The organism is Bacillus sp. B28, from assembly GCF_029536185.1.
Lineage (GTDB): Bacteria > Bacillota > Bacilli > Bacillales > Bacillaceae > Bacillus > Bacillus halotolerans.
Map to the genome: position 1 here is coordinate 3,995,626 of NZ_CP120511.1, position 19,426 is coordinate 4,015,051.

Genomic DNA, 19,426 nt, shown 5'->3' on the forward strand with positions numbered 1-19,426 from the left:
TCCATATTCCTAGTTTTCAACTGTTGTAAAAGATTGATAGAATTCCGGTTTTTCCTTCAATTCAACCTTTTCTTTTTGTCCAGATTCCTGGGCTTTTACACACGCGTCAGTCGTAACGGCAGCAATATAGCCGTCCCAAGCCGTCGGCCCGCTGACTTCGCCTTTTTTCTGGATCGTATCAATGAAGTCTTGGATTTCCACATCGTACGCGTCCACAAAGCGTCTCTGCCAATCCATCAGGATATTTGTGCTGAATTTGCCTTCTTTTCTCATACTGATGCTTGATGGTTCAGGAAGCTTGATGATGCCATCTTCTCCAACGATCTCACATTGAATGTCATAGCCGTATTTACAGTTCACATAGATTTCAGCATTGATAACGATACCGCCTTTTGTTTCAATGACTACGATTTGCGGATCTTTTAAGTGCGGCAGGGCATTTTTTGATTTTTTCGGATAGATGACTTGAACGGACTCGTAGTCATCATTGACGAGCCAGTGCAGCACATCAATTTCATGAACAAGTGTATCGACAACGGCCATATCCGTTGTATAGTTATCAGCTACATTTGGGTTGCGGTGCGCGCAGTGAATCATGAGCGGCTCGCCGATGACATTGTTGTCGAGCGCCTCTTTCATCTGTACGTAACCGCTGTCATAACGGCGCATAAAGCCGACTTGAACGAGGCGTTTCCCCGTTTTCATTTCCTCTTCGACGATGCGCATGCATCCTTCAGCAGTTGTCGCAAGCGGCTTTTCACAGAATACATATTTCTGGGCTTTAATCGCTTTCAACACACTCGATTCGTGCGCAGGCCCCCAGCTTGTCACTAGGACAGCGTCTACATTTTCATCTGCCAGAAGGCTGTCATCATCAGGATATACTGCTGCGTTTAATTGGTAGTGCTCGACGACGTTTTGTGCGGCTTCTTGATTCACATCCGTTACAGCTACAATTTCTGCGCCGGACAGTTTGTTTGTGATGCGGTTAATATGTTCTTTTCCGATTGCTCCAGTTCCAATAACACCAATACGTAAACTCATTGACAGCCACTCCTTCTGTTGGTTACATCATTTTGCTTTCTGTTTCTTGCTTTACTTGGCTCCGAGGCGATCCGTAGAGTTCCTCTTGAATTTGTTCAAGCGACTTGCCAGATGTATTCGGCGCGAAAAGAAGCCCGATCATCATGCTGGCCGTCACACACCCGAGGAGAATTGCAGCCATCGTTCCAATGCCGAAATGGCTGATAATCATTGGGACAAACAGACTCCAAATCCCTATTGAGATACGAACAAGGAAAAACATCAGTCCTTGTGCGGAAGCACGGTATTGAGTAGGAAAAATTTCGCTGGCCCATAATTGATAGTTCGCCTGCTGGCCGGCCCCGTTATTGATCCCCATCACCACGATAAACAGAAGCAGAACCGGCAGTCCTTCAACCGGGAGCAGAAACAGCGTCCAGCCGATGACGGCCATAAAAGCAGCGATTCCAAAAACCGTTTTTCTATATTGATCTGCAAAGGGCATAAAGATCAGAGCGACCCCAAGACCGGTAAAGATAAACAGACCCATTTGCAACAGATTTGCCATGTTGGCAGATACCCCGCCGACCTGCTGATAAATGTAAGGCATAAAGAAGCCCATAACGCCGGCGGCTAAGTTCCAAACCAAGTACACACCCATTAAAAACAGGATGCTTTTTACATACTTAGGCTTGAGCAAATCAAAATACGAGGTTTTGTGTAATACAGCCGGCTTCTCTGCAGCCTGTGTGTCTGCAGGCTTATTTTTCTGCTGCCACGCGTCTGACTCAGGAAGCCTGATTCTGAGGACGTACGTAATCAGCGCAATCACCAGCAGATGAGCAAACACAATTTTATTTCCCAACAGACCTAAATCACCGACCAACACAGAGAGAAGCAGAACAGCGACTGCCCCCGCGGCCCACGCAACCTGTGCCACCCCGCAGTGGCGGGCCCGGTTTTTCTTAGGCGCGTTTTCCGCGATGATCGTCCATGAGGCGGTGATATCAGCGCCAACTGATAGCCCGATAATCATGTAACCGCTTAACAGCATGGGAAAGTTAACACTAAACAGGACGAAAAAAATCCCCAGCGCATAAATCAGCATGCTGTTCGTATAAACAGCTTTTCGCCCGACTTTATCCGCCAAAAATCCCCCAAGCAAAGCACCGACAGCGGCAGAGATGGCATTCGCACTCAATGCGCCGAGCAATCCGATTTGGGTATCTGACAGCTTCAGGTAACTGACCCATAACGATAAACCAGCAGATCCAGCCACAATCGAACCGGCATCTATATAGTTAGCCAATGCTGCCGCGATTGTCCGTTTATTGAAGGCCGAATCTGCATTGGTATGGCCCATATATTCAGTCCCCATTACGCCAAACCCAACAACTGCTCATCAATATAGTTTCTCGCGATCAATGCATACTCAAGCGGGTTTGCGACATCGGGGTCCTGTTCAGCTTCAATGACGATCCATCCGGAATAATTGTGTTTTAACAGCAGCTGATATACGTCTCTAAAATCAATGCAGCCGTCACCGGGAACCGTAAACATGCCTTGTAAAAACGCTTGCTGAAACGATTTCCCTTCGAGTTTGCATTTTTCCATGACATTCAGCCGGGCATCTTTAAAATGGACATGTTTAATGCGATCGATATGCTTTTTCAGCATGCCCATGTAGTCACCGTCAGAAATATACGCATGGCCCGTATCGTAGAGGAGGTGCACATGTGCAGGATCTGTCCCCTCCATCAGGCGGTCCACTTCAGCCGCTGTTTGGACGCCGGTGCCGAGATGGTGATGATATACCAGCTTTAAGCCATGCTGATTAGCAATTTTCCCAAGATGATTTAATCCTTCACAAAGCCGTTCCCATTCCTCATCAGTAAAATGCGGCTTCTCTGTGAACACGTTTTTCTCCAGACTTTGCACGCTGTACGTTTGTTCAGAGACAACTGCGACATCCGCATTGACTTGCTGCAAATACTCACAATGCAGGGTAAATGCCTTCGCCGCTTCACCAAGTCCGTCACGCAAAATAAAACTGCTGAACCATTTTCCCGCAATGCGTAAATTCCGAAGCTTAAGCTCTTTATTAAGAATGGAAGGCTCGGGGAAAAAGCCCCCGACTTCCGTACCTTGAAAACGCGCGACAACAATATCACTTAACAAATGCTGAAGTGTATTTCCCGCGCCGATTTCAGGCATATCATCATTCCGCCACCCAATGGGAGCAATCCCCCACAGGATTTCATGTTTGCTCATCATGATGCCTCCCCTCTAATACTGCTTAGCAGATTCGAGCATTTTCTCTTTTGCTTCATATGCTTTTTGAACGCTTTCTTGTTCAGATACTTCAGCCACTCCGACATGCCACCAGCTGTCATAGCCGTCAGTCATTGTTTTTGGCAGCACTTTCATTTCAATCAACGTTGATACGTCTTGTTTCTTCGCATCCTCTAACGCCGCTTTTAACTCATCTACTGTGTTAGCACGGTACGTTTTCGCGCCGTAACCCTCAGCGACTTTCGCGTAATCGACATTCAAGATTTGGTTGTCATCTGTGCGGAACTCACAGTAGTAGCTGCCGCTTCCGTGGTCCATTTGCAGGTTGTTGATACACCCGAATCCTGAGTTGTCAAAAAGCAGCACATTGATCTTCTTGTTATACTGAATCGCTGTGATCAGCTCGGAATGAAGCATCAGGAAGCTGCCGTCTCCGACAATGGAATACACTTCTCTGTCTGGGTGAGCCAATTTAAGCCCCAGTGTGCCGGACACTTCATAGCCCATGCAGGAATATCCGTACTCCAGATGATACGTATTCGGAACATTGGAGTGCCACAAACGCTGCAAATCTCCCGGAAGAGAGCCTGCCGAACAGATAATCACGCTGTCTTCAGGAATGGTATCGTTAATCGTCAGCAATGCCGTTGTTTGCGGAAGCTCGGTATTCAACGCGTCAGCGTACTCGTTTAGAATCTCTTGAGAGAAATGATGTTTGATTTCCGGATCAAAATCTTTCCGTTTAAATGTCACATTGCTGAGGCGGTCACGTTCAGCGAGCCATTCGTCCTTCAGCTCTTGAATCGTTGAGCCAAATTCACTCTTATAGCCTTCAAGCAGGCCGTGCAGTTTGCCAAGCGTCACTTTCGCATCCGCCACCACTTGGAACGCATCGAGTTTATACGCCTGCATTCGGCTGACATTGATGTTCAGAAACTTCGCTTTATCAAAATCAAAAGCGGTCTTAGAGGATGTCGCAAAATCCGTATATCTTGTGCCGATACCGATAATCAAATCCGCTTGGCGGGCTGCCTTATTTGCCGCGAGTGTTCCTGTGATGCCCATTCCGCCCAAGTTGTTCGGAAAATCAGCTTCCACAGTCGATTTGCCTGCCTGTGTTTCAACCAGCGGAATGTCACAGGCCTCAGAAATGGCGATTAATTCATCGTGCGCACCGGAATATTTCGCGCCTCCGCCTACGAGGATCACAGGGTTTTTGCTGGCTTTAATCAGCTCCGCCGCACCTAGAAGCTCACGCTCGCTCGGCTGCATGCGATCAATATAGTGAACCCGTTTGACGAAGAAACTTTCATCGAAATCGTACGCTTCGCCTTCCACATCCTGAGAAATGCAAATGGTCGCCGGACCCGCTTTTGCCGGATCAGTCATGACTTCAAAAGCGCGAAGCAAGCTGCTCATCAGCTGCTCAGGGCGTGTAATGCGATCCCAGTATCTCGATACAGGCTTCAATGCATCGTTTGTTGTAATCGCCGCACTGTACTCTTGCTCCATTTGCTGCAGTACAGGGTCGGGCTGCCTTGTCGCAAATGTATCTGCCGGAATGAAGAGAACAGGAATATTATTTGCCAATGCAGTGCCGGCTGCCGCCACTAAGTTGGCCGCTCCCGGTCCGACAGATGTTGAGACCGCGTAAATTTTTCTTCTCAGCATTTGCTTACTGTACGCCATTGCGGCATGCGCCATTCCCTGTTCATTTTTCCCTTGGTACACTTTTAAATGGCCTGCATCCTGCTCAAGCGCCTGGCCAATCCCTAAAACATTTCCATGACCGAAAATTGTGAAAATCCCTTCTACAAAAGGCTCTTCCTTTCCATCTACATGGATGTACTGCTGGTTTAAGAATGTAATCAGCGCTTGTGCTGTTGTTAAGCGAATTTTCTTACCCACAAACGATCCCACCTTTACTCGATCTTTTTCAATTATGACTGTGCTTCAATAAGCTGTGCGATTTCATGCGCCGTCGGCATGGCTTCCGATGAGCTGTGCTTGCTGACAACAATGGAGGCTGAGGCGCTTCCGTATTTCAATGCCGTTTCAATGTCTTTGCCGCTGACAAGTCCGTAGATAAAGGCCGAAGCATACGAGTCACCGGCTCCGAAGGTTTTCAGCACTTTTGTCTTGTACGCTTGGGCGCGGAAGACTTCGCCGGATTTGCTGTATGCGTAAGAGCCTTCTACGCCATGCTTGATGACGACAAGGTCGGCTGAATGGTCAAATAAATAATTGACAGACTCTTCATTGCTGCCGCCTGTGCGGTTTTCCATGACATCGAATTCATCCCGTGTTCCGATGACGATATCGGACTGCTCAGCAACCAAAGAATAGTAAACAGCTGTTTCATCGGCTGACTGCCATGTATATGGGCGATAATCCAGTTCGAACACGACTTTTACCTGATGCTTTTTCGCATATTGAACGGCTTTTAACACCGCTTCCCGTGATGGGCTTTTGGCGAGCGCTGTCCCGGACACGAGCAGCATTTTCGCATTTGCGATGTAGTCCTCGCTTACCTCTGAAGGCTCAAGATAAAGATCGGCCACGTCATCGCGGTACATTAAGATGCTGCATTCTTCCGGGCTCAGAATTTCAGTAAATGCGAGACCGGCTTTATGCCCTTCCTTATCAACGATCATTTGTGTTGTGTCTACCCCGGTGTTTCTCATATAGGCCTCTATGAATCTGCCATGCTGGTCATCTGGAATTTTGCCGATAAAGCCCGCTTTTAATCCCAGCTTTGAGCTGCCGATCGCGATATTCGCAGGTGAGCCGCCGACGTATTTCGAAAATGTCATCGTTTCTTCCATTGGGCGATTGTATTCAACCGCGTTCAAATCAATACACGCCCGGCCGATGGCAACAATATCAAAGTCCTTCTCTTCATTGAATGTATACTTCATCGTAAACAGCCACTCCTCACTTGTTAGCGTTCTAAAATCCACTCATGAGCCGGATCATTATGAAACTTCCATTTTCGTGTCGGTCCTGCCATGACATTTAAATAGTAGGACGTATATCCGTCCGGCACACCTACCGGGTGATATCCCGCAGGAACGATGACAACGTTTTCATTTTCTACAGTCATTGTCTCGTCAATAGAACGGTCATCTGTGTATACGCGCTGAAATACAAAGCCTTGCCCCGGGTCTAATTCATGGTAGTAGGTTTCTTCTAAGAAGGACTCCTCCGGCAGGTTGTCTTGATCGTGTTTATGAGGCGGGTAGCTGGACCAGTTTCCGCTGTCTGTATACACTTCAACCACTAATAAGCTGTTAGCTGAAGGATCTGAATCCGGAAGAATGTTGTGAACGGTCCGTTTGTTGGAAAACTTTCCGCGATGTTCAATCCCGTTGTCTTCCGCCTTGATCAGCTTTGTCGGAAGCTGTTTCTCTGATGGCGAATAGCAAAGCGCCACTCTCGCATCACTCTCTGCCGTAATCTCAAAGGCACGGTCATTGGAGATATAGACGCTGTCTGTCGGTTTTCTCTCAAATACGCTTTCACGCGTACCGATATGTTCAAACGCAGATTCATGATCCGTCACTGTGATTTTTCCCGTCACTGCCACAATGCAGATTTCTTGTTTTTTCAATTCTTCTGTATAGCTTGAACCGGATGCGAGTTCTAACACTTTAAACTCTACATAGGTAAGATCCGAGTTTGATTTCGTTACTTCATGCACAAGCTTGACGCCTTTTGATACTTCATTCGACTGCGGCTTACGCAACAAATGACTCATGGTTAAGCCCTCCTCTTTCTATGGTAAGAATGAGTCCGAACAGCGCAAAGACACGCCGTTCGGCTGTTCGTCGTTTAGTTGAAATCAGGTGCCGGGTATCTTGCTGTCACCACTTTTTTACGCGTGTAGAAGTCAACGCTGTCTTTACCGTTCGCGTGCAGCGTTCCGAAGAATGAAGACTTCCAGCCGGAGAATGGGAAGAACGCCATCGGTGCCGGCACACCCAGGTTGATGCCGAGCATTCCTGCGTCAATATTTTCACGGAAGTAGCGGATGGCATTCGAATTGGATGTGAACAGGCAGGCGCCGTTCGCGAATTCAGACTTGTTGGCAATCTCAATGGCTTCTTTCAGGTTTTTCACACGAATGACGGATAGGACAGGAGCAAAGATTTCGTCTTTCCAGATCGTCATCTCTGTTGTGACATTATCGAAGATTGTCGGGCCGACAAAGTAGCCGTCGTCAGACACATTTTCACGTCCGTCACAAACGAGTCTCGCGCCTTCTTCCAGCCCTTTTTCAATGTAGCTGAGCGTGCGTTTCTTGTTGTCCTCACGAATAACCGGTCCCAAGAACACGCCGTCATCAAGGCCGTTTCCGATTTTAATCTCAGCGGCTTTTTCTTGAAGCTTCTCCATGAATTCATCAGCGATACCTTCTTCAACTGTCACAACCGCACAAGCCATGCAGCGTTCTCCGGCTGAACCGAAGGCTGCTCCGATGATGTTTGTGATCGTGTCTTCGAGATTCGCATCATTCAGGACAATCGTGTGGTTTTTCGCGCCTGTCAGAGATTGAACACGTTTTAAGTTTTCGCTTCCTTTTTTGTAGACGTATTCACCGACCGGCTTGGAGCCTACGAATGAAATCGCTTTAATTTCAGGATGCTCGAGGATGCCATTCACAACGTCATGCGCACCGTATACGACGTTGAAAACACCTTTTGGAAGGCCCGCTTTTTCAAAAAGCTCAACCAATTTCTCCGTTAACAGCGGCGTACGCTCAGACGGTTTTAAAATAAATGTGTTGCCGAGTGCAATTGCCATTGGGAACATCCAGCAAGGAACCATCATCGGGAAGTTAAATGGTGCGATTCCGCCGACAACTCCAATTGGATACCGGTAGTTCGCCGCTTCCACATCCGTCGCAATAGAAGCAAGTGAGTCACCCATCATCAGAGAAGGCGCGCCTGCCGCGAACTCAACGTTTTCAATCCCGCGTCCCACTTCCCCCAGAGCTTCTTTTGTGTTTTTGCCGTTTTCGATGGTAATCAGATGAGCAAGTTCTTCTTTATGCTGAGACAGCAGCTGCTGGAAGTTAAATAGAATTCTTGCACGGCGCGGAACCGCCACTTTCGACCATGTTTTAAATGCCTCACCCGCTGTTTGAGCCGCGTAATCAATATCTTCTTTTGTAGAAATCGGCACTTGGCACAGCACTTCTTTCGTAGCCGGATTGATAACGTCTTCATATTGATCCGTTTTGCTTTCAACCCATTCACCGTTGATATAGTTTTTTAATTTTCTGATTTCTGCCATTCTTATTGCCTCCTTCATTAGTAAACACATACACTTGTATGGATGGTTCAGGATAGATTCATAAGATAACAATTAAACGCTTTCAAAAAAACCAAAAAAATCAGTGGTTAGATACACTTTTTATGTAAGCAACCATATCATCACTGAAATCGCACACAACAGGTTACTTTTTGGTCATTTCTTGGTTATATTCTAATCGTATAATACCCATAAGTCAATCATAAACACTACATTTTTTCATTATTTTTATTATATTAATCTTTTAAACAATGAAGAGAGGTAAGAGAAGTCCGACGAATCTTGCAAAAGATACATACCAATGTTATCATTTTTTAAGCAACTATTGATTAACTTTTGGTTTTTATTATATATTTACATTACTTTAAGATTCAAGAAGGAGTTTTTTGTATGAAACTGATGCGGATACAGGAAATGGAGGAGTACATTTTATCACATGGCACTGTTTCCTTAGATGAGCTGTGCCAGGTTTTCAATGTTTCGAAAAACACAGTCAGACGCGATATCAACAAGCTGACGGAAAAGGGTGCGATCGAAAAAGTATACGGCGGCGTAACATCAATTGAGAAAACCGCACTTGTTCCTTTTGAGAATCGCACCATCCAGCACCAAGATGAGAAAACAAAAATTGCCCATTATGCTTCCCGGTTTATTGAAGATCATGACTTAATCTTCATTGACTCAGGAACAACCACAAAATCGATTCTCGATACGCTTGATCCGAACAAAAATGTCACCATTTTAACCAACAGCTTGGACATTATCAATGCGGCATCTGCTATGAAGAATATCAACTTAATCATTATCGGAAACAACTATAAAAGAAAAACACGCTCCTTTGTCGGCATGGATGATCCGGGCACTTTAGAGAAGTACAATATCAATAAAGCCTTTATGTCCGCAACCGGAACAACACTGACACACGGACTGACCAATTCGGATCTGCTCGAGTATGACATTAAAAAGAGGATTTCTGAAAAAGCGAAAGAAGTGTATTTATTGGCCGACCATTCAAAATTCGGAAAATCAACGTTGCTGACCTATGCGCCCTTTGACAGACTGCACTGTATTGTGACCTCTCAGCCGTTAGATGACGAGTACACGCAGTACTGCCATGAGCACCAAATCGGCATTCATCTGGCCTAACGTTTACAATAGTGTTGAGAGTCTTTCATCAATTTTATTCCAGGAGGTAGATCATGAAAAAAGCAACGCTCGGAAAATCAGACTTGCAGGTATTCCCTATCGGATTAGGAACAAATGCTGTCGGAGGACATAACCTCTACCCGAATCTGAATGAAGAAACCGGAAAAGAATTGGTTCGCGAGGCCATTCGTAATGGCGTGACCATGTTAGACACCGCTTATATTTATGGCATCGGCCGTTCGGAAGAGCTAATTGGTGAAGTGCTGCGCGAGTTCAATCGTGAAGATGTCGTCATTGCCACAAAAGCCGCGCACAGAAAAGAAGGAAATGACTTTGTTTTTGATAATTCGCCTGAGTTTCTGAAAAAATCAGTTGATGAAAGCCTGAAACGTTTGAATACCGATTATATCGATCTGTTCTACATTCACTTTCCGGATGAACATACGCCGAAGGATGAAGCGGTTAACGCACTGAATGAAATGAAGCAAGCCGGAAAAATCCGTTCCATCGGTGTCTCCAATTTCTCTTTGGAACAGCTGAAGGAAGCCAACAGAGACGGTTTGGTCGATGTGCTTCAGGGTGAATACAACCTGTTAAACCGTGAAGCGGAAACAACCTTCTTCCCGTATACGAAGGAACACAATATTTCTTTCATCCCTTACTTCCCGCTTGTATCAGGATTACTGGCCGGAAAATATACGGAAGATACAACATTCCCTGAAGGAGACCTGCGAAACGAACAGGAACACTTCAAGGGCGAGCGTTTCAAAGAAAATATCAGAAAGGTCAACAAACTGGCGCCGATTGCTGAAAAGCACAACGTGGACATCCCTCACATCGTATTAGCTTGGTATTTGGCAAGACCGGAAATTGACATTTTAATCCCTGGGGCAAAACGTGCCGATCAGCTGATTGATAACATCAAAACAGCCGATGTAACGCTTTCTCAGGAGGATATTTCGTTTATTGATAAGCTGTTCGCATAATAAAAAAACAGCCTTCTCCATGGGGAAGGCTGTTTTTTTTTGCCCATAAATTGGTTTGATTTTGATACAAAACTTACAAAAAGAGCCATGAATCCGATAAAATAAAGGTAGTTTATCTCAGAAAGAAAGTGATTGAAAAAGCTAAACATGATATGAAAGATTGATATGACGCTAGAATGAGCTAGCAATAGAATAAGCTCATCAGCTTCTATCACTTTTGCAGACGATTCAAACCAGAAATAACGGGCCGTTGCGGTCTATGGAGGAAACAGAATGAAACTGAAATATGTTAAAGCCTTAGTTGCAGTAACCGTTGCTTTAGGTGTACTGCTGCCATCAGCCATTTCTCACGCAAAAAGTTTTAGCGGCCGCTCATCATCCAGCCACAGCAGCCGAAGTTCAAGCTCGTCATACAGCGGAAGCTATAAATCCAGCCCGAAATCAAGCTACAGTTCAGGATCAAGCTCCTCAAGCAACAAGTCCAAAACGTCTGATGATTCATCATCATCGATTTCACTGAAAAAGAAACCTGAAAAGACAAGCTCATCAAGCTCTAAAAAATCGTCAGGCACGTTTTCCGGCGCCACATCAAAAGTAAGCGGAAAGACATACAGCGGAAAAACATCTAAAGCTTATGTTGGCGGACGTTATGTTTCAGTGAATCATTATTACAATGCAGGATTCTCGCCATCAGGATGGTTTGGCTATTATAGCGGATTCACAACAAGCATGTTCATGATCAGCATGATGCACCCTTGGGGCTACACCTATCATCCAGTCGGGGGCCCGGGCTATGTTTCTTATGGCGCTTCACCCATTGCCTGGATCGTGGATATCATCGCTTTGATCATTATTTTACTCATTGTCATCGCACTGATTCGTGCATTTAAAACACCGAAGACGTACAGAAGGAGCTTTTAGGTAATGAAATTGGTATTAAATGAGCAAGAAATTGTAGACGGGATTTGTGTGTATATTTCTAATGAAGAAGAGATTTACCCTGAGGACGTTGAAGTAAAAGAGCTGTCTTACAACAAGCGTACAGGATTCTTCGCGGAAGCCAAATATGGCCTTCATCACAAGCAGCTTGAGTCAGATGACATTTCAGAAGGCATTATTCAGTTCTTAGAGGAATACCACAACTTCAATCCAGACGTTACCGTCGTTGAATTGCAATTTGATAAGAAAAAAGGTTTCTCCGCCTTGGTTTTTGTCAACGAGGGAGTATAAAAATCAAGACCTTACTCCGCGCGAGTAAGGTTTTTTGATGTTTTTCCCCTCCGGTACTTTTCCGGTAAACAGGAAGAGCACACTGCCTAGAGATAACATGCAAAGCCTCCTTTTACTCATATCCTTGCGTCAAAAAGGTTTTGGCGCTTACAATGATTTTGAAAGGAATGATTACAATGGCAAATGCTCAATTCCCTCTTATCACACAAAACCTTTCTCTCGATCTCGTGAATACTGAAATCATAAGCTATGACAAACGGCACGATCTCATCCAGTCAGAAAAAGACCTGATGACATGGTTTGAAATAATGGGAGAAACTGCTCCTTTTCTCAGTTCTTTGACGCTACAGGAAGTCCGGGGACAATTGCAGCGGATTCATCAATTCCGGGCTGAACTGAGAAAACACTTTGAGCGTATCGCCGAAGGCAGTGAACCTTCTCCAGCTTTTATCTCTTTCCTGCAAGATCAAATCGCCGCCGCTCCTTTTTCTTATCAAATCTTAGATGACAAACTTGCCCGCATTCCGAATGGAAAACCAGATGATTCTATTTTATCGCTTATCGCTTACGATGCCTTATGGCTGATTCATACAAAAGAAATCCAACAGCTGAAACGGTGTGCGAACGAAAAGTGCATTTTGCTTTTTCTTGATAAAACAGGAAGGCGAAAATGGTGCTCCATGAAGATATGCGGCAACAGACAAAAGGTCTCACGCCATCAGAAAAAAATCAATAATGAGTAAAAAACCGTTCCCCAGAGAACGGTTTTTTTATCGACTTGAAAAACTAACCCCTGGAAATAAAATTGACAGGTTAGTATTTAACTATTATCCTATACATACTGGAGGGATAAATTTGGAAAACAACTTCTTTTTAAAAATGAAAGGGACAGGAAAGACGCCTTTACGGGTCAACGGAAAGGACGCCGTCACAGGCTTTTTAGGAGGATTCATCACCATTCTGGCGCTTGCAGTATTGACCTCTTATACATCAAGCCTATGGTTAATGGCCCCTTTTGGAGCGAGCTGCGTGCTGGTATTCAGCGCTTGGAATGCACCTTTATCACAGCCGAGAAATGTGATTGGCGGGCATTTTATCTCTGCACTTACAGGGCTGGCTGTCCTTCATATATTCGGGGCTCATCCCTGGACTTTTGCATTGGGGACAGGGCTTGCCATCTTTTTCATGATGCTGACCAAAACCACTCACCCTCCTGCCGGCGCAGATCCCATTGTGGTCATTCAAGGGGCGTATACTTGGAGTTATTTACTGTTTCCCGTTTTCATTGGATCTGCCATCATCGTGATCATTGCACTCGTGATCAATAACTTGCGTAAAAACCGCCAATATCCCTCGTTTTGGCTTTGAATTTCCTTTTGTGAAATCAATCTTTTTCAAACAAATGTTTCAAATTGATTAGGAGTAGGGTACTAATCTATTAACTTTGTTACACGTAGTACATACTCACTGGCTCAAAGACTGAGGAGGAACATTTGTGAAGACAAACACAAGGAAATATATGATCTACTTTTTCGGCGCTTTAGGGGGGCTGCTTTACGGTTATGATACGGGTGTCATCTCGGGAGCGCTGCTGTTTATCAACAATGATATCCCTTTAACAACACTGACAGAAGGATTGGTTGTCAGCATGCTGCTCCTCGGCGCGATTTTCGGTTCCGCTTTAAGCGGCACGTGCTCCGATCGCTGGGGCAGGAGAAAAGTCGTATTTGTTTTATCCATCATTTTTATCATCGGAGCGCTTGCTTGTGCATTTTCTCAAACCATTACCATGCTGATCGCGTCTCGGGTCATTCTCGGCTTGGCTGTAGGCGGTTCAACGGCGCTGGTGCCTGTATATCTTTCCGAAATGGCACCGACAAAAATCCGCGGAACACTCGGCACGATGAACAATTTAATGATTGTCACCGGTATTTTACTTGCATATATCGTAAATTATCTATTCACACCGTTTGAAGCGTGGCGCTGGATGGTGGGGCTGGCTGCGGTGCCTGCCGTGCTGTTATTAATCGGGATCGCATTTATGCCTGAATCACCAAGATGGCTCGTGAAGCGCGGACGTGAAGATGAAGCGAAACGAATCATGAAAATCACTCATGATCAAGAAGATATTGAACGTGAACTGGCAGATATGAAACAAGGGGAAGCAGAGAAAAAAGAAACAACACTCGGCTTGCTAAAAGCCAAATGGATTCGCCCTATGCTTCTCATTGGCGTCGGCCTCGCCGTTTTCCAGCAGGCTGTCGGCATTAACACGGTTATCTACTACGCGCCAACCATTTTCACGAAGGCCGGTCTCGGCACATCGGCATCGGTGCTCGGCACAATGGGAATCGGCGTACTCAACGTCATCATGTGTATTACAGCTATGATTTTAATCGACCGCATCGGCCGCAAAAAGCTGCTGATCTGGGGAAGCATCGGCATTACGCTGAGCTTGGCCGCACTATCGGCTGTACTCCTGACGCTGGGGCTCTCAACATCAACAGCTTGGCTGACTGTTGTTTTTCTCGGAGTTTATATCGTATTTTACCAGGCAACATGGGGTCCGGTTGTATGGGTTCTGATGCCTGAGCTCTTCCCATCCAAAGCGCGCGGGGCCGCGACGGGCTTTACCACTTTGGTGTTATCGGCAACCAACCTGATCGTGTCGCTGGTCTTCCCGCTGATGCTCAGCGCCATGGGCATCGCATGGGTCTTTACAATTTTTTCAGTTATTTGTCTTCTCTCATTTTTCTTCGCCCTTTACATGGTTCCTGAAACCAAAGGGAAAAGCTTAGAAGAAATTGAAGCAAGCCTGAAAAAACGTTTTAGAAGAAAGAACAACGGACAAAGCCGTATGCTCAATGAACGGACCTCATAAATAGAAAAAGGAATCGTCTCATCGAGACGATTCCTTTTTTATGATTACACCATCACCTTGCACATATTGTTCGTAAATTCCACAGGGTCCTGAATCGGCAGACCTTCGATCAGAAGCGCCTGGTTGTACAGGAGATTTGTATACAGGCTTAGTTTCTCTTTATCTTGTTCAAAAGCGTTCTGCAGCGTGTTGAATACCTCATGATTCGGGTTGATTTCCAGCACTTTGTCCGCTTTTACATTTTGGCTGTCCGGCATCGCGTTTAAGATTTTTTCCATCTCGATTGTCACTTCACCGTCAGCTGCGAGGCAGACCGGATGAGATTTGAGGCGTTTCGATACTCTGACGTTTTTCACTTTGTCAGACAGGATATTTTTCATTTCCTCAAACAGATCCTTGTACTTGCTTTCCTCTTCTTCAGACTGCTTTTGATCCTCTTCTGAATCGATGCCAAGATCGCCGCTTGATACAGATTTGAACTCTTTTTCTTGATATGAAGCGAGCATTTTGATCGCAAACTCATCGATGTCCTCAGTAAAGTAGAGAATTTCATAGCCTTTGTCCGCTACCATTTCCGTTTGCGGCAATTTCTCAATGCGTTCGTAAGAATCACCTGTCGCGTAATAAATGTATTTCTGCTCTTCAGGCATTCTGGATACGTACTCGTCCAGGCTGACCAGTTTTTTCTCTTTGGAAGAGTAGAATAATAAGAGATCCTTCAATTGCTCTTTATTCGCGCCAAAATCATTGTACACGCCGAACTTCAGCTGTCTGCCGAACGATTTGTAGAAGGTCTCATATTTTTCTCTGTCTTTTTTCAGCAGGCTCTGCAGCTCGCTTTTGATCTTTTTGCTGATGTTTTTCGCAATCAGCTTCAGCTGGCGGTCATGCTGCAGCATTTCTCTGGAAATGTTCAGCGATAGGTCCTCAGAATCGACCATACCCTTCACAAAACTGAAGTGGTCCGGAAGCAGATCCGCGCATTTGTTCATGATGAGCACGCCGTTGGAATAGAGCTCCAAGCCTTTCTCATATTCCTTAGAATAATAGTCAAACGGCATGTTTTCAGGAATAAATAAAATGGCGTTGTAGCGCACGGCACCGTCCACGCTGATATGGACGTGAGTGAGCGGTTTATCAAATCCGTAATGCTTTTCAGAATAGAACGTTTCATAGTCCTCATCTGTCAGCTCGCTCTTGTTTTTTCTCCAGATCGGCACCATGCTGTTAACCGTCTGTTCCTCCTGCACCTCTTCAAATTCATTCTCGCTGCCTTCCTTCGGCTTATTAACCGTTGTATCCATTTTGATCGGGTAGCGAATGAAGTCAGAGTACTTTTTGATGATCGCTTTTAAACGGTATTCTTCTAAAAACTCATCATAGCTCTCATCTTCCGTGTTCTCTTTGATCTTCAGGATAATGTCTGTGCCGACAGAATCCTTTTCACACGGCTCAATTGTATAACCGTCTGCGCCAGCAGATTCCCATTTATACGCTTCTTCGCTGCCGAGCGCCTTACTGATAACGGTCACCACATCGGCTACCATAAACGCCGCATAAAATCCGACACCGAATTGCCCGATGATGTCATGGCCGTCTTTCTGTTCGTTTTCTTTTTTAAATGCAAGAGAGCCGCTTTTCGCAATCGTACCGAGGTGCTGTTCAAGCTCGTCCTTTGTCATTCCAATCCCTGTATCCGTGATGGTCAGTGTTCTCGCGCCTTTGTCAGCCGCGACTTTTATGTAGTAATTGTCTTTATCGAAGGTCAGCGCATCGTCTGTCAGCGCTTTGTAATAGATTTTGTCAATCGCGTCACTCGCATTGGAAATTAACTCACGAAGAAAGATTTCTTTTTGAGTGTAAATGGAGTTAATCATCATATCCAGCAGTCGTTTGGACTCTGCTTTAAACTCTTTTTTGGCCATTCCGCTCTCTCCTTTTTCATGCTTTGTGATGTTATGTAAACTCTTTTCAGCATCTATTTATCATAAATGATGACTCATGTCAATACAGTTTTCATCAAAGATCAATAGATGCATATATATGTAAATTTAACATTAGTTGGGGGTATTTTCACTATTTTTTCTAGACAGTCTGATAAGAAAAAGAGAGGATCAGCCTCTCTTTTGTCCTGCATCATTCCATCGGCTAAACTCCCGCTTCATCCAAATATGCACCGGATAGAAAAACAAACAGAACGGTATCAGAAACAATAGATTATGCCATGAAGCATTCAGAAATGCGCTAGCTGTAACCGGAAACGTAATCTCTTGCAATAAAAAAGAGATGACAGTCAGCACAGCAAACGCAGCCGGAATCGTAATGAGACAATAAAATTTGAGTTCCTTCTTATGCTGTATCTTCAAAACACATAAAACCTCCCAACAATTTCTAGTTCATTTTAACATATGCAGGTATTACTTTTCTCACATGTTTATCACTGCACACAGCGGGAAGACAACTAGAAAAAGGAGGATTTGTGTTATGGGAAGACTTGATAACAAAACCGCTGTGATCACAGGCGCCGCAACAGGCATTGGACAAGCAACGGCAGAGGTTTTTGCCAATGAAGGCGCGCGTGTGATGATCGGAGACATCAATACAGATCAAATGGAAGATACAGTTGAAGCAATCAGGCAAAACGGAGGACAGGCGGATGCCTTTCACCTCGATGTGTCAGATGAAAACAGCGTGAAAGCTTTTGCTGATCAAATCAAGGAGGCGTGCGGAACGATAGATATTCTGTTTAATAACGCCGGCGTCGATCAGGAAGGCGGAAAGGTGCACGAATACCCCGTTGAGCTATTTGACCGCATTATGGCCGTCGACCTGCGCGGCACATTCCTTTGCAGCAAATATCTGATTCCGCTTATGCTCGAAAAGGGAGGCTCCATTATCAACACCTCCTCCATGTCAGGCCGGGCCGCGGACCTCGACCGCTCCGGCTATAACGCCGCAAAAGGCGGCATCACAAACCTGACAAGAGCGATGGCAATTGATTACGCAAGAAACGGCATCCGGGTCAATTCCATCTCACCGGGTACGATTGAAACGCCGCTTATTGACAAATTAGCTGGCACCAAGGAACAGGAAATGGGCGAGAAATTCCGCGAAGCCAACAAATGGATCACACCGCTCGGCCGCCTCGGCCAGCCGAAGGAAATGGCAACGGTGGCGCTGTTCCTCGCATCTGACGACAGCTCATACGTCACAGGCGAAGACATCACCGCAGACGGCGGCATCATGGCGTATACATGGCCTGGGAAGATGCTGATTGATGAGAAATGGAAGGAAGAAACGAAATAAGAGAGGAGATTCAGCCCCTCTCTTTTCTGTTTTTCAAAGCAATATAATCTTATACTTCTTCACATCTAAAAACTGCAAAAACTCCCTGGCCAGCACCCTCGGATCGTGCGCCTTTCCCTCATCCAGCCGATACAACATCAAACCGATAATCATAGCGGAGACATAATAAGCATAAAGTTTCTTCCCCGCGCGGATATCAAGCTGCTGGTGCAGGTAAAAAGATTCCAGCGCTTTGAACATGCTGGGTATCACATGAGGAATTCCCCATTCAGGATTGAGAAACCGGACAATGGGCGAGCGTTCCGATAATGCAGAAAGCAGGCTGGCAAGCGCCGTCTCAGCTTCCGCTAAAGAAAGCTCATCCGGACTGGCACTCACCGTCAGCCGATCAATCATATCTGCACATGATTGATGAATCATCGCTTGTAACAGCTCATCTTTATTGGCATAGTGATCATAAAAGGTTGCCCTGCGGATGTTGCTTTTTCTGGTAATATCCGAAATAGTCACCGCCGCATAGTCTTTTTTCTCCGCCAATACGTCCAGCAAAGCCTCTTGCAGCGCCTGTCTTGTGCGGACAACACGCCGGTCAACTTGCTTTCTCTCCTCCGGCTCCGCTTCAACAGCCTGCCCAAACAGCCAATAAAACCGTTTCTGAGAAACGAGTTCCCATACCTTGTGACTGATGGCTTGCGGAGATGCAGACGCATCCTCATTCAGCCAGTACAAAATAATGGCATACGTATACAAAGCCCTGTAATGTCCGTAAATCTCCTGCTCCATCGGCGTCAAATTCACATGAACCGGAGACAGCATGACATCCTGCTGAAACACATCTTTAAAAAACCGGTGGAAATTGTGATACGGTACGTTGTCTCTGACCATCATTGCTGAAAAAAAAGATTGATGCTGATGAACAAAAGACAATGTTGGATGCACTGTTTGCCGCTTTTGGCTGAGATGAAGTGTATCCATGTGCTTGAAGGCTTCGTAGAGCGCTTCGCCCAATCCTTCCTGCATGTCACTCATTAAATCCTCAATGATTGAAAACTTATCCTCGTAATAAAGATAGAGCGTCGCGCGGCTCACTTGTGCGTGTTCAGCAATTTCTTTCATTGTAATCTGTCGAATATCCCTTTTTTCTAATAAATCCAGAAGCGCCTGTTTGATTTGAGCCTCAGCAGATTCCGGCAAAAAAGTCACCTCCAAACTTAGACAGATGTTCGATATATGTACGGTAACGTATAGA

Annotated in this window: 18 protein-coding genes; 8 read left to right on the forward strand and 10 right to left on the reverse strand. The window is 45.4% G+C overall.

All coding sequences use genetic code 11. The features are described 5' to 3' along the window. Nucleotides 1–9: 9 nt before the first annotated feature. The 7 genes from iolG to iolA all read right to left on the reverse strand — a co-directional run bounded on the left by iolG (nucleotide 10) and on the right by iolA (nucleotide 8,610). Nucleotides 10–1,044 (reverse strand): bifunctional inositol 2-dehydrogenase/D-chiro-inositol 1-dehydrogenase, encoded by a 1,035-nt coding sequence (gene iolG / locus P3L57_RS19915; protein WP_069486683.1) that lies wholly within the window; start codon nucleotides 1,042–1,044, stop codon nucleotides 10–12. A 22-nt stretch (nucleotides 1,045–1,066) separates the two neighbouring features. Further along, nucleotides 1,067–2,386 carry an MFS transporter gene (locus P3L57_RS19920; RefSeq protein ID WP_069486682.1) on the reverse strand — a complete coding sequence of 440 codons (1,320 nt, stop codon included), beginning with the start codon at nucleotides 2,384–2,386 and terminating at the stop codon, nucleotides 1,067–1,069. 14 nt (nucleotides 2,387–2,400) lie between these two features. Further along, entirely contained in the window at nucleotides 2,401–3,294 is an 894-nt protein-coding gene (iolE, locus tag P3L57_RS19925; RefSeq protein ID WP_069486681.1) for a myo-inosose-2 dehydratase, read from the reverse strand. Between the two features lie 15 nt (nucleotides 3,295–3,309). After that, entirely contained in the window at nucleotides 3,310–5,223 is a 1,914-nt protein-coding gene (iolD, locus tag P3L57_RS19930) for a 3D-(3,5/4)-trihydroxycyclohexane-1,2-dione acylhydrolase (decyclizing) (RefSeq protein WP_069486680.1), read from the reverse strand. A gap of 32 nt (nucleotides 5,224–5,255) precedes the next feature. Further along, a complete protein-coding gene (gene iolC / locus P3L57_RS19935; RefSeq protein WP_069486679.1) occupies nucleotides 5,256–6,233 on the reverse strand; it encodes a 5-dehydro-2-deoxygluconokinase in 978 nt (325 codons plus the stop codon). 23 nt (nucleotides 6,234–6,256) lie between these two features. Then, nucleotides 6,257–7,072 (reverse strand): 5-deoxy-glucuronate isomerase, encoded by an 816-nt coding sequence (gene iolB, locus P3L57_RS19940; protein ID WP_044160097.1) that lies wholly within the window; start codon nucleotides 7,070–7,072, stop codon nucleotides 6,257–6,259. A gap of 74 nt (nucleotides 7,073–7,146) precedes the next feature. Next, on the reverse strand, nucleotides 7,147–8,610 hold the full coding sequence (gene iolA, locus P3L57_RS19945) for a methylmalonate-semialdehyde dehydrogenase (protein ID WP_069486678.1): 1,464 nt from the start codon (nucleotides 8,608–8,610) through the stop codon (nucleotides 7,147–7,149). A gap of 408 nt (nucleotides 8,611–9,018) precedes the next feature. On the opposite strand from iolA, the gene iolR reads away from it, so the two are divergent. From iolR to P3L57_RS19980, 7 genes are all read left to right on the forward strand, one after another. Further along, nucleotides 9,019–9,774, forward strand: coding sequence for a myo-inositol utilization transcriptional regulator IolR (iolR, locus tag P3L57_RS19950; protein WP_024123450.1), 756 nt, complete (start codon nucleotides 9,019–9,021; stop codon nucleotides 9,772–9,774). Between the two features lie 53 nt (nucleotides 9,775–9,827). Beyond that, on the forward strand, nucleotides 9,828–10,760 hold the full coding sequence (locus P3L57_RS19955) for an aldo/keto reductase (RefSeq protein WP_024123451.1): 933 nt from the start codon (nucleotides 9,828–9,830) through the stop codon (nucleotides 10,758–10,760). 273 nt (nucleotides 10,761–11,033) lie between these two features. Further along, nucleotides 11,034–11,681, forward strand: a complete 648-nt coding sequence (locus P3L57_RS19960) for a hypothetical protein (RefSeq protein WP_059353239.1) — start codon at nucleotides 11,034–11,036, stop codon at nucleotides 11,679–11,681. A gap of 3 nt (nucleotides 11,682–11,684) precedes the next feature. Next, nucleotides 11,685–11,990, forward strand: a complete 306-nt coding sequence (locus tag P3L57_RS19965; RefSeq protein ID WP_069486677.1) for a DUF2653 family protein — start codon at nucleotides 11,685–11,687, stop codon at nucleotides 11,988–11,990. A 176-nt stretch (nucleotides 11,991–12,166) separates the two neighbouring features. After that, complete coding sequence (locus tag P3L57_RS19970; RefSeq protein WP_083244483.1) at nucleotides 12,167–12,733, forward strand: CGNR zinc finger domain-containing protein; 567 nt, start codon at nucleotides 12,167–12,169, stop codon at nucleotides 12,731–12,733. Between the two features lie 112 nt (nucleotides 12,734–12,845). Beyond that, entirely contained in the window at nucleotides 12,846–13,358 is a 513-nt protein-coding gene (locus P3L57_RS19975; protein WP_044160106.1) for an HPP family protein, read from the forward strand. A 127-nt stretch (nucleotides 13,359–13,485) separates the two neighbouring features. Further along, complete coding sequence (locus tag P3L57_RS19980; RefSeq protein ID WP_069486676.1) at nucleotides 13,486–14,871, forward strand: sugar porter family MFS transporter; 1,386 nt, start codon at nucleotides 13,486–13,488, stop codon at nucleotides 14,869–14,871. Nucleotides 14,872–14,915: 44 nt separating this feature from the next. Here the strand turns inward: P3L57_RS19980 and htpG are convergent, their stop codons facing one another. Then, nucleotides 14,916–16,796, reverse strand: a complete 1,881-nt coding sequence (gene htpG / locus P3L57_RS19985) for a molecular chaperone HtpG (RefSeq protein ID WP_264798219.1) — start codon at nucleotides 16,794–16,796, stop codon at nucleotides 14,916–14,918. A gap of 189 nt (nucleotides 16,797–16,985) precedes the next feature. Next, nucleotides 16,986–17,237 carry a hypothetical protein gene (locus tag P3L57_RS19990; RefSeq protein WP_024123458.1) on the reverse strand — a complete coding sequence of 84 codons (252 nt, stop codon included), beginning with the start codon at nucleotides 17,235–17,237 and terminating at the stop codon, nucleotides 16,986–16,988. A gap of 118 nt (nucleotides 17,238–17,355) precedes the next feature. Here P3L57_RS19990 and P3L57_RS19995 point away from each other — a divergent pair, with 118 nt between their 5' ends. Further along, nucleotides 17,356–18,177 carry an SDR family oxidoreductase gene (locus P3L57_RS19995; protein ID WP_069486674.1) on the forward strand — a complete coding sequence of 274 codons (822 nt, stop codon included), beginning with the start codon at nucleotides 17,356–17,358 and terminating at the stop codon, nucleotides 18,175–18,177. Nucleotides 18,178–18,210: 33 nt separating this feature from the next. On the opposite strand, the gene P3L57_RS20000 is transcribed toward P3L57_RS19995, so the two are convergent. Then, a complete protein-coding gene (locus P3L57_RS20000) occupies nucleotides 18,211–19,371 on the reverse strand; it encodes a TetR/AcrR family transcriptional regulator (protein WP_069486673.1) in 1,161 nt (386 codons plus the stop codon). Nucleotides 19,372–19,426 lie beyond the last annotated feature (55 nt).

What these genes read in the sequence shown, in the direction of transcription:
- P3L57_RS19970 (WP_083244483.1), top strand. Translation starts at nt 12,167, where the DNA reads ATGGCAAATGCTCAATTCCCTCTTATCACACAAAACCTTTCTCTCGAT.
- iolA (WP_069486678.1), bottom strand. Translation starts at nt 8,610, where the DNA reads ATGGCAGAAATCAGAAAATTAAAAAACTATATCAACGGTGAATGGGTT.
- iolE (WP_069486681.1), bottom strand. Translation starts at nt 3,294, where the DNA reads ATGAGCAAACATGAAATCCTGTGGGGGATTGCTCCCATTGGGTGGCGG.
- P3L57_RS19920 (WP_069486682.1), bottom strand. Translation starts at nt 2,386, where the DNA reads ATGGGCCATACCAATGCAGATTCGGCCTTCAATAAACGGACAATCGCG.
- P3L57_RS19960 (WP_059353239.1), top strand. Translation starts at nt 11,034, where the DNA reads ATGAAACTGAAATATGTTAAAGCCTTAGTTGCAGTAACCGTTGCTTTA.
- P3L57_RS19965 (WP_069486677.1), top strand. Translation starts at nt 11,685, where the DNA reads ATGAAATTGGTATTAAATGAGCAAGAAATTGTAGACGGGATTTGTGTG.
- iolR (WP_024123450.1), top strand. Translation starts at nt 9,019, where the DNA reads ATGAAACTGATGCGGATACAGGAAATGGAGGAGTACATTTTATCACAT.
- iolG (WP_069486683.1), bottom strand. Translation starts at nt 1,044, where the DNA reads ATGAGTTTACGTATTGGTGTTATTGGAACTGGAGCAATCGGAAAAGAA.
- htpG (WP_264798219.1), bottom strand. Translation starts at nt 16,796, where the DNA reads ATGGCCAAAAAAGAGTTTAAAGCAGAGTCCAAACGACTGCTGGATATG.
- P3L57_RS19955 (WP_024123451.1), top strand. Translation starts at nt 9,828, where the DNA reads ATGAAAAAAGCAACGCTCGGAAAATCAGACTTGCAGGTATTCCCTATC.
- iolB (WP_044160097.1), bottom strand. Translation starts at nt 7,072, where the DNA reads ATGAGTCATTTGTTGCGTAAGCCGCAGTCGAATGAAGTATCAAAAGGC.
- iolC (WP_069486679.1), bottom strand. Translation starts at nt 6,233, where the DNA reads ATGAAGTATACATTCAATGAAGAGAAGGACTTTGATATTGTTGCCATC.
- P3L57_RS19995 (WP_069486674.1), top strand. Translation starts at nt 17,356, where the DNA reads ATGGGAAGACTTGATAACAAAACCGCTGTGATCACAGGCGCCGCAACA.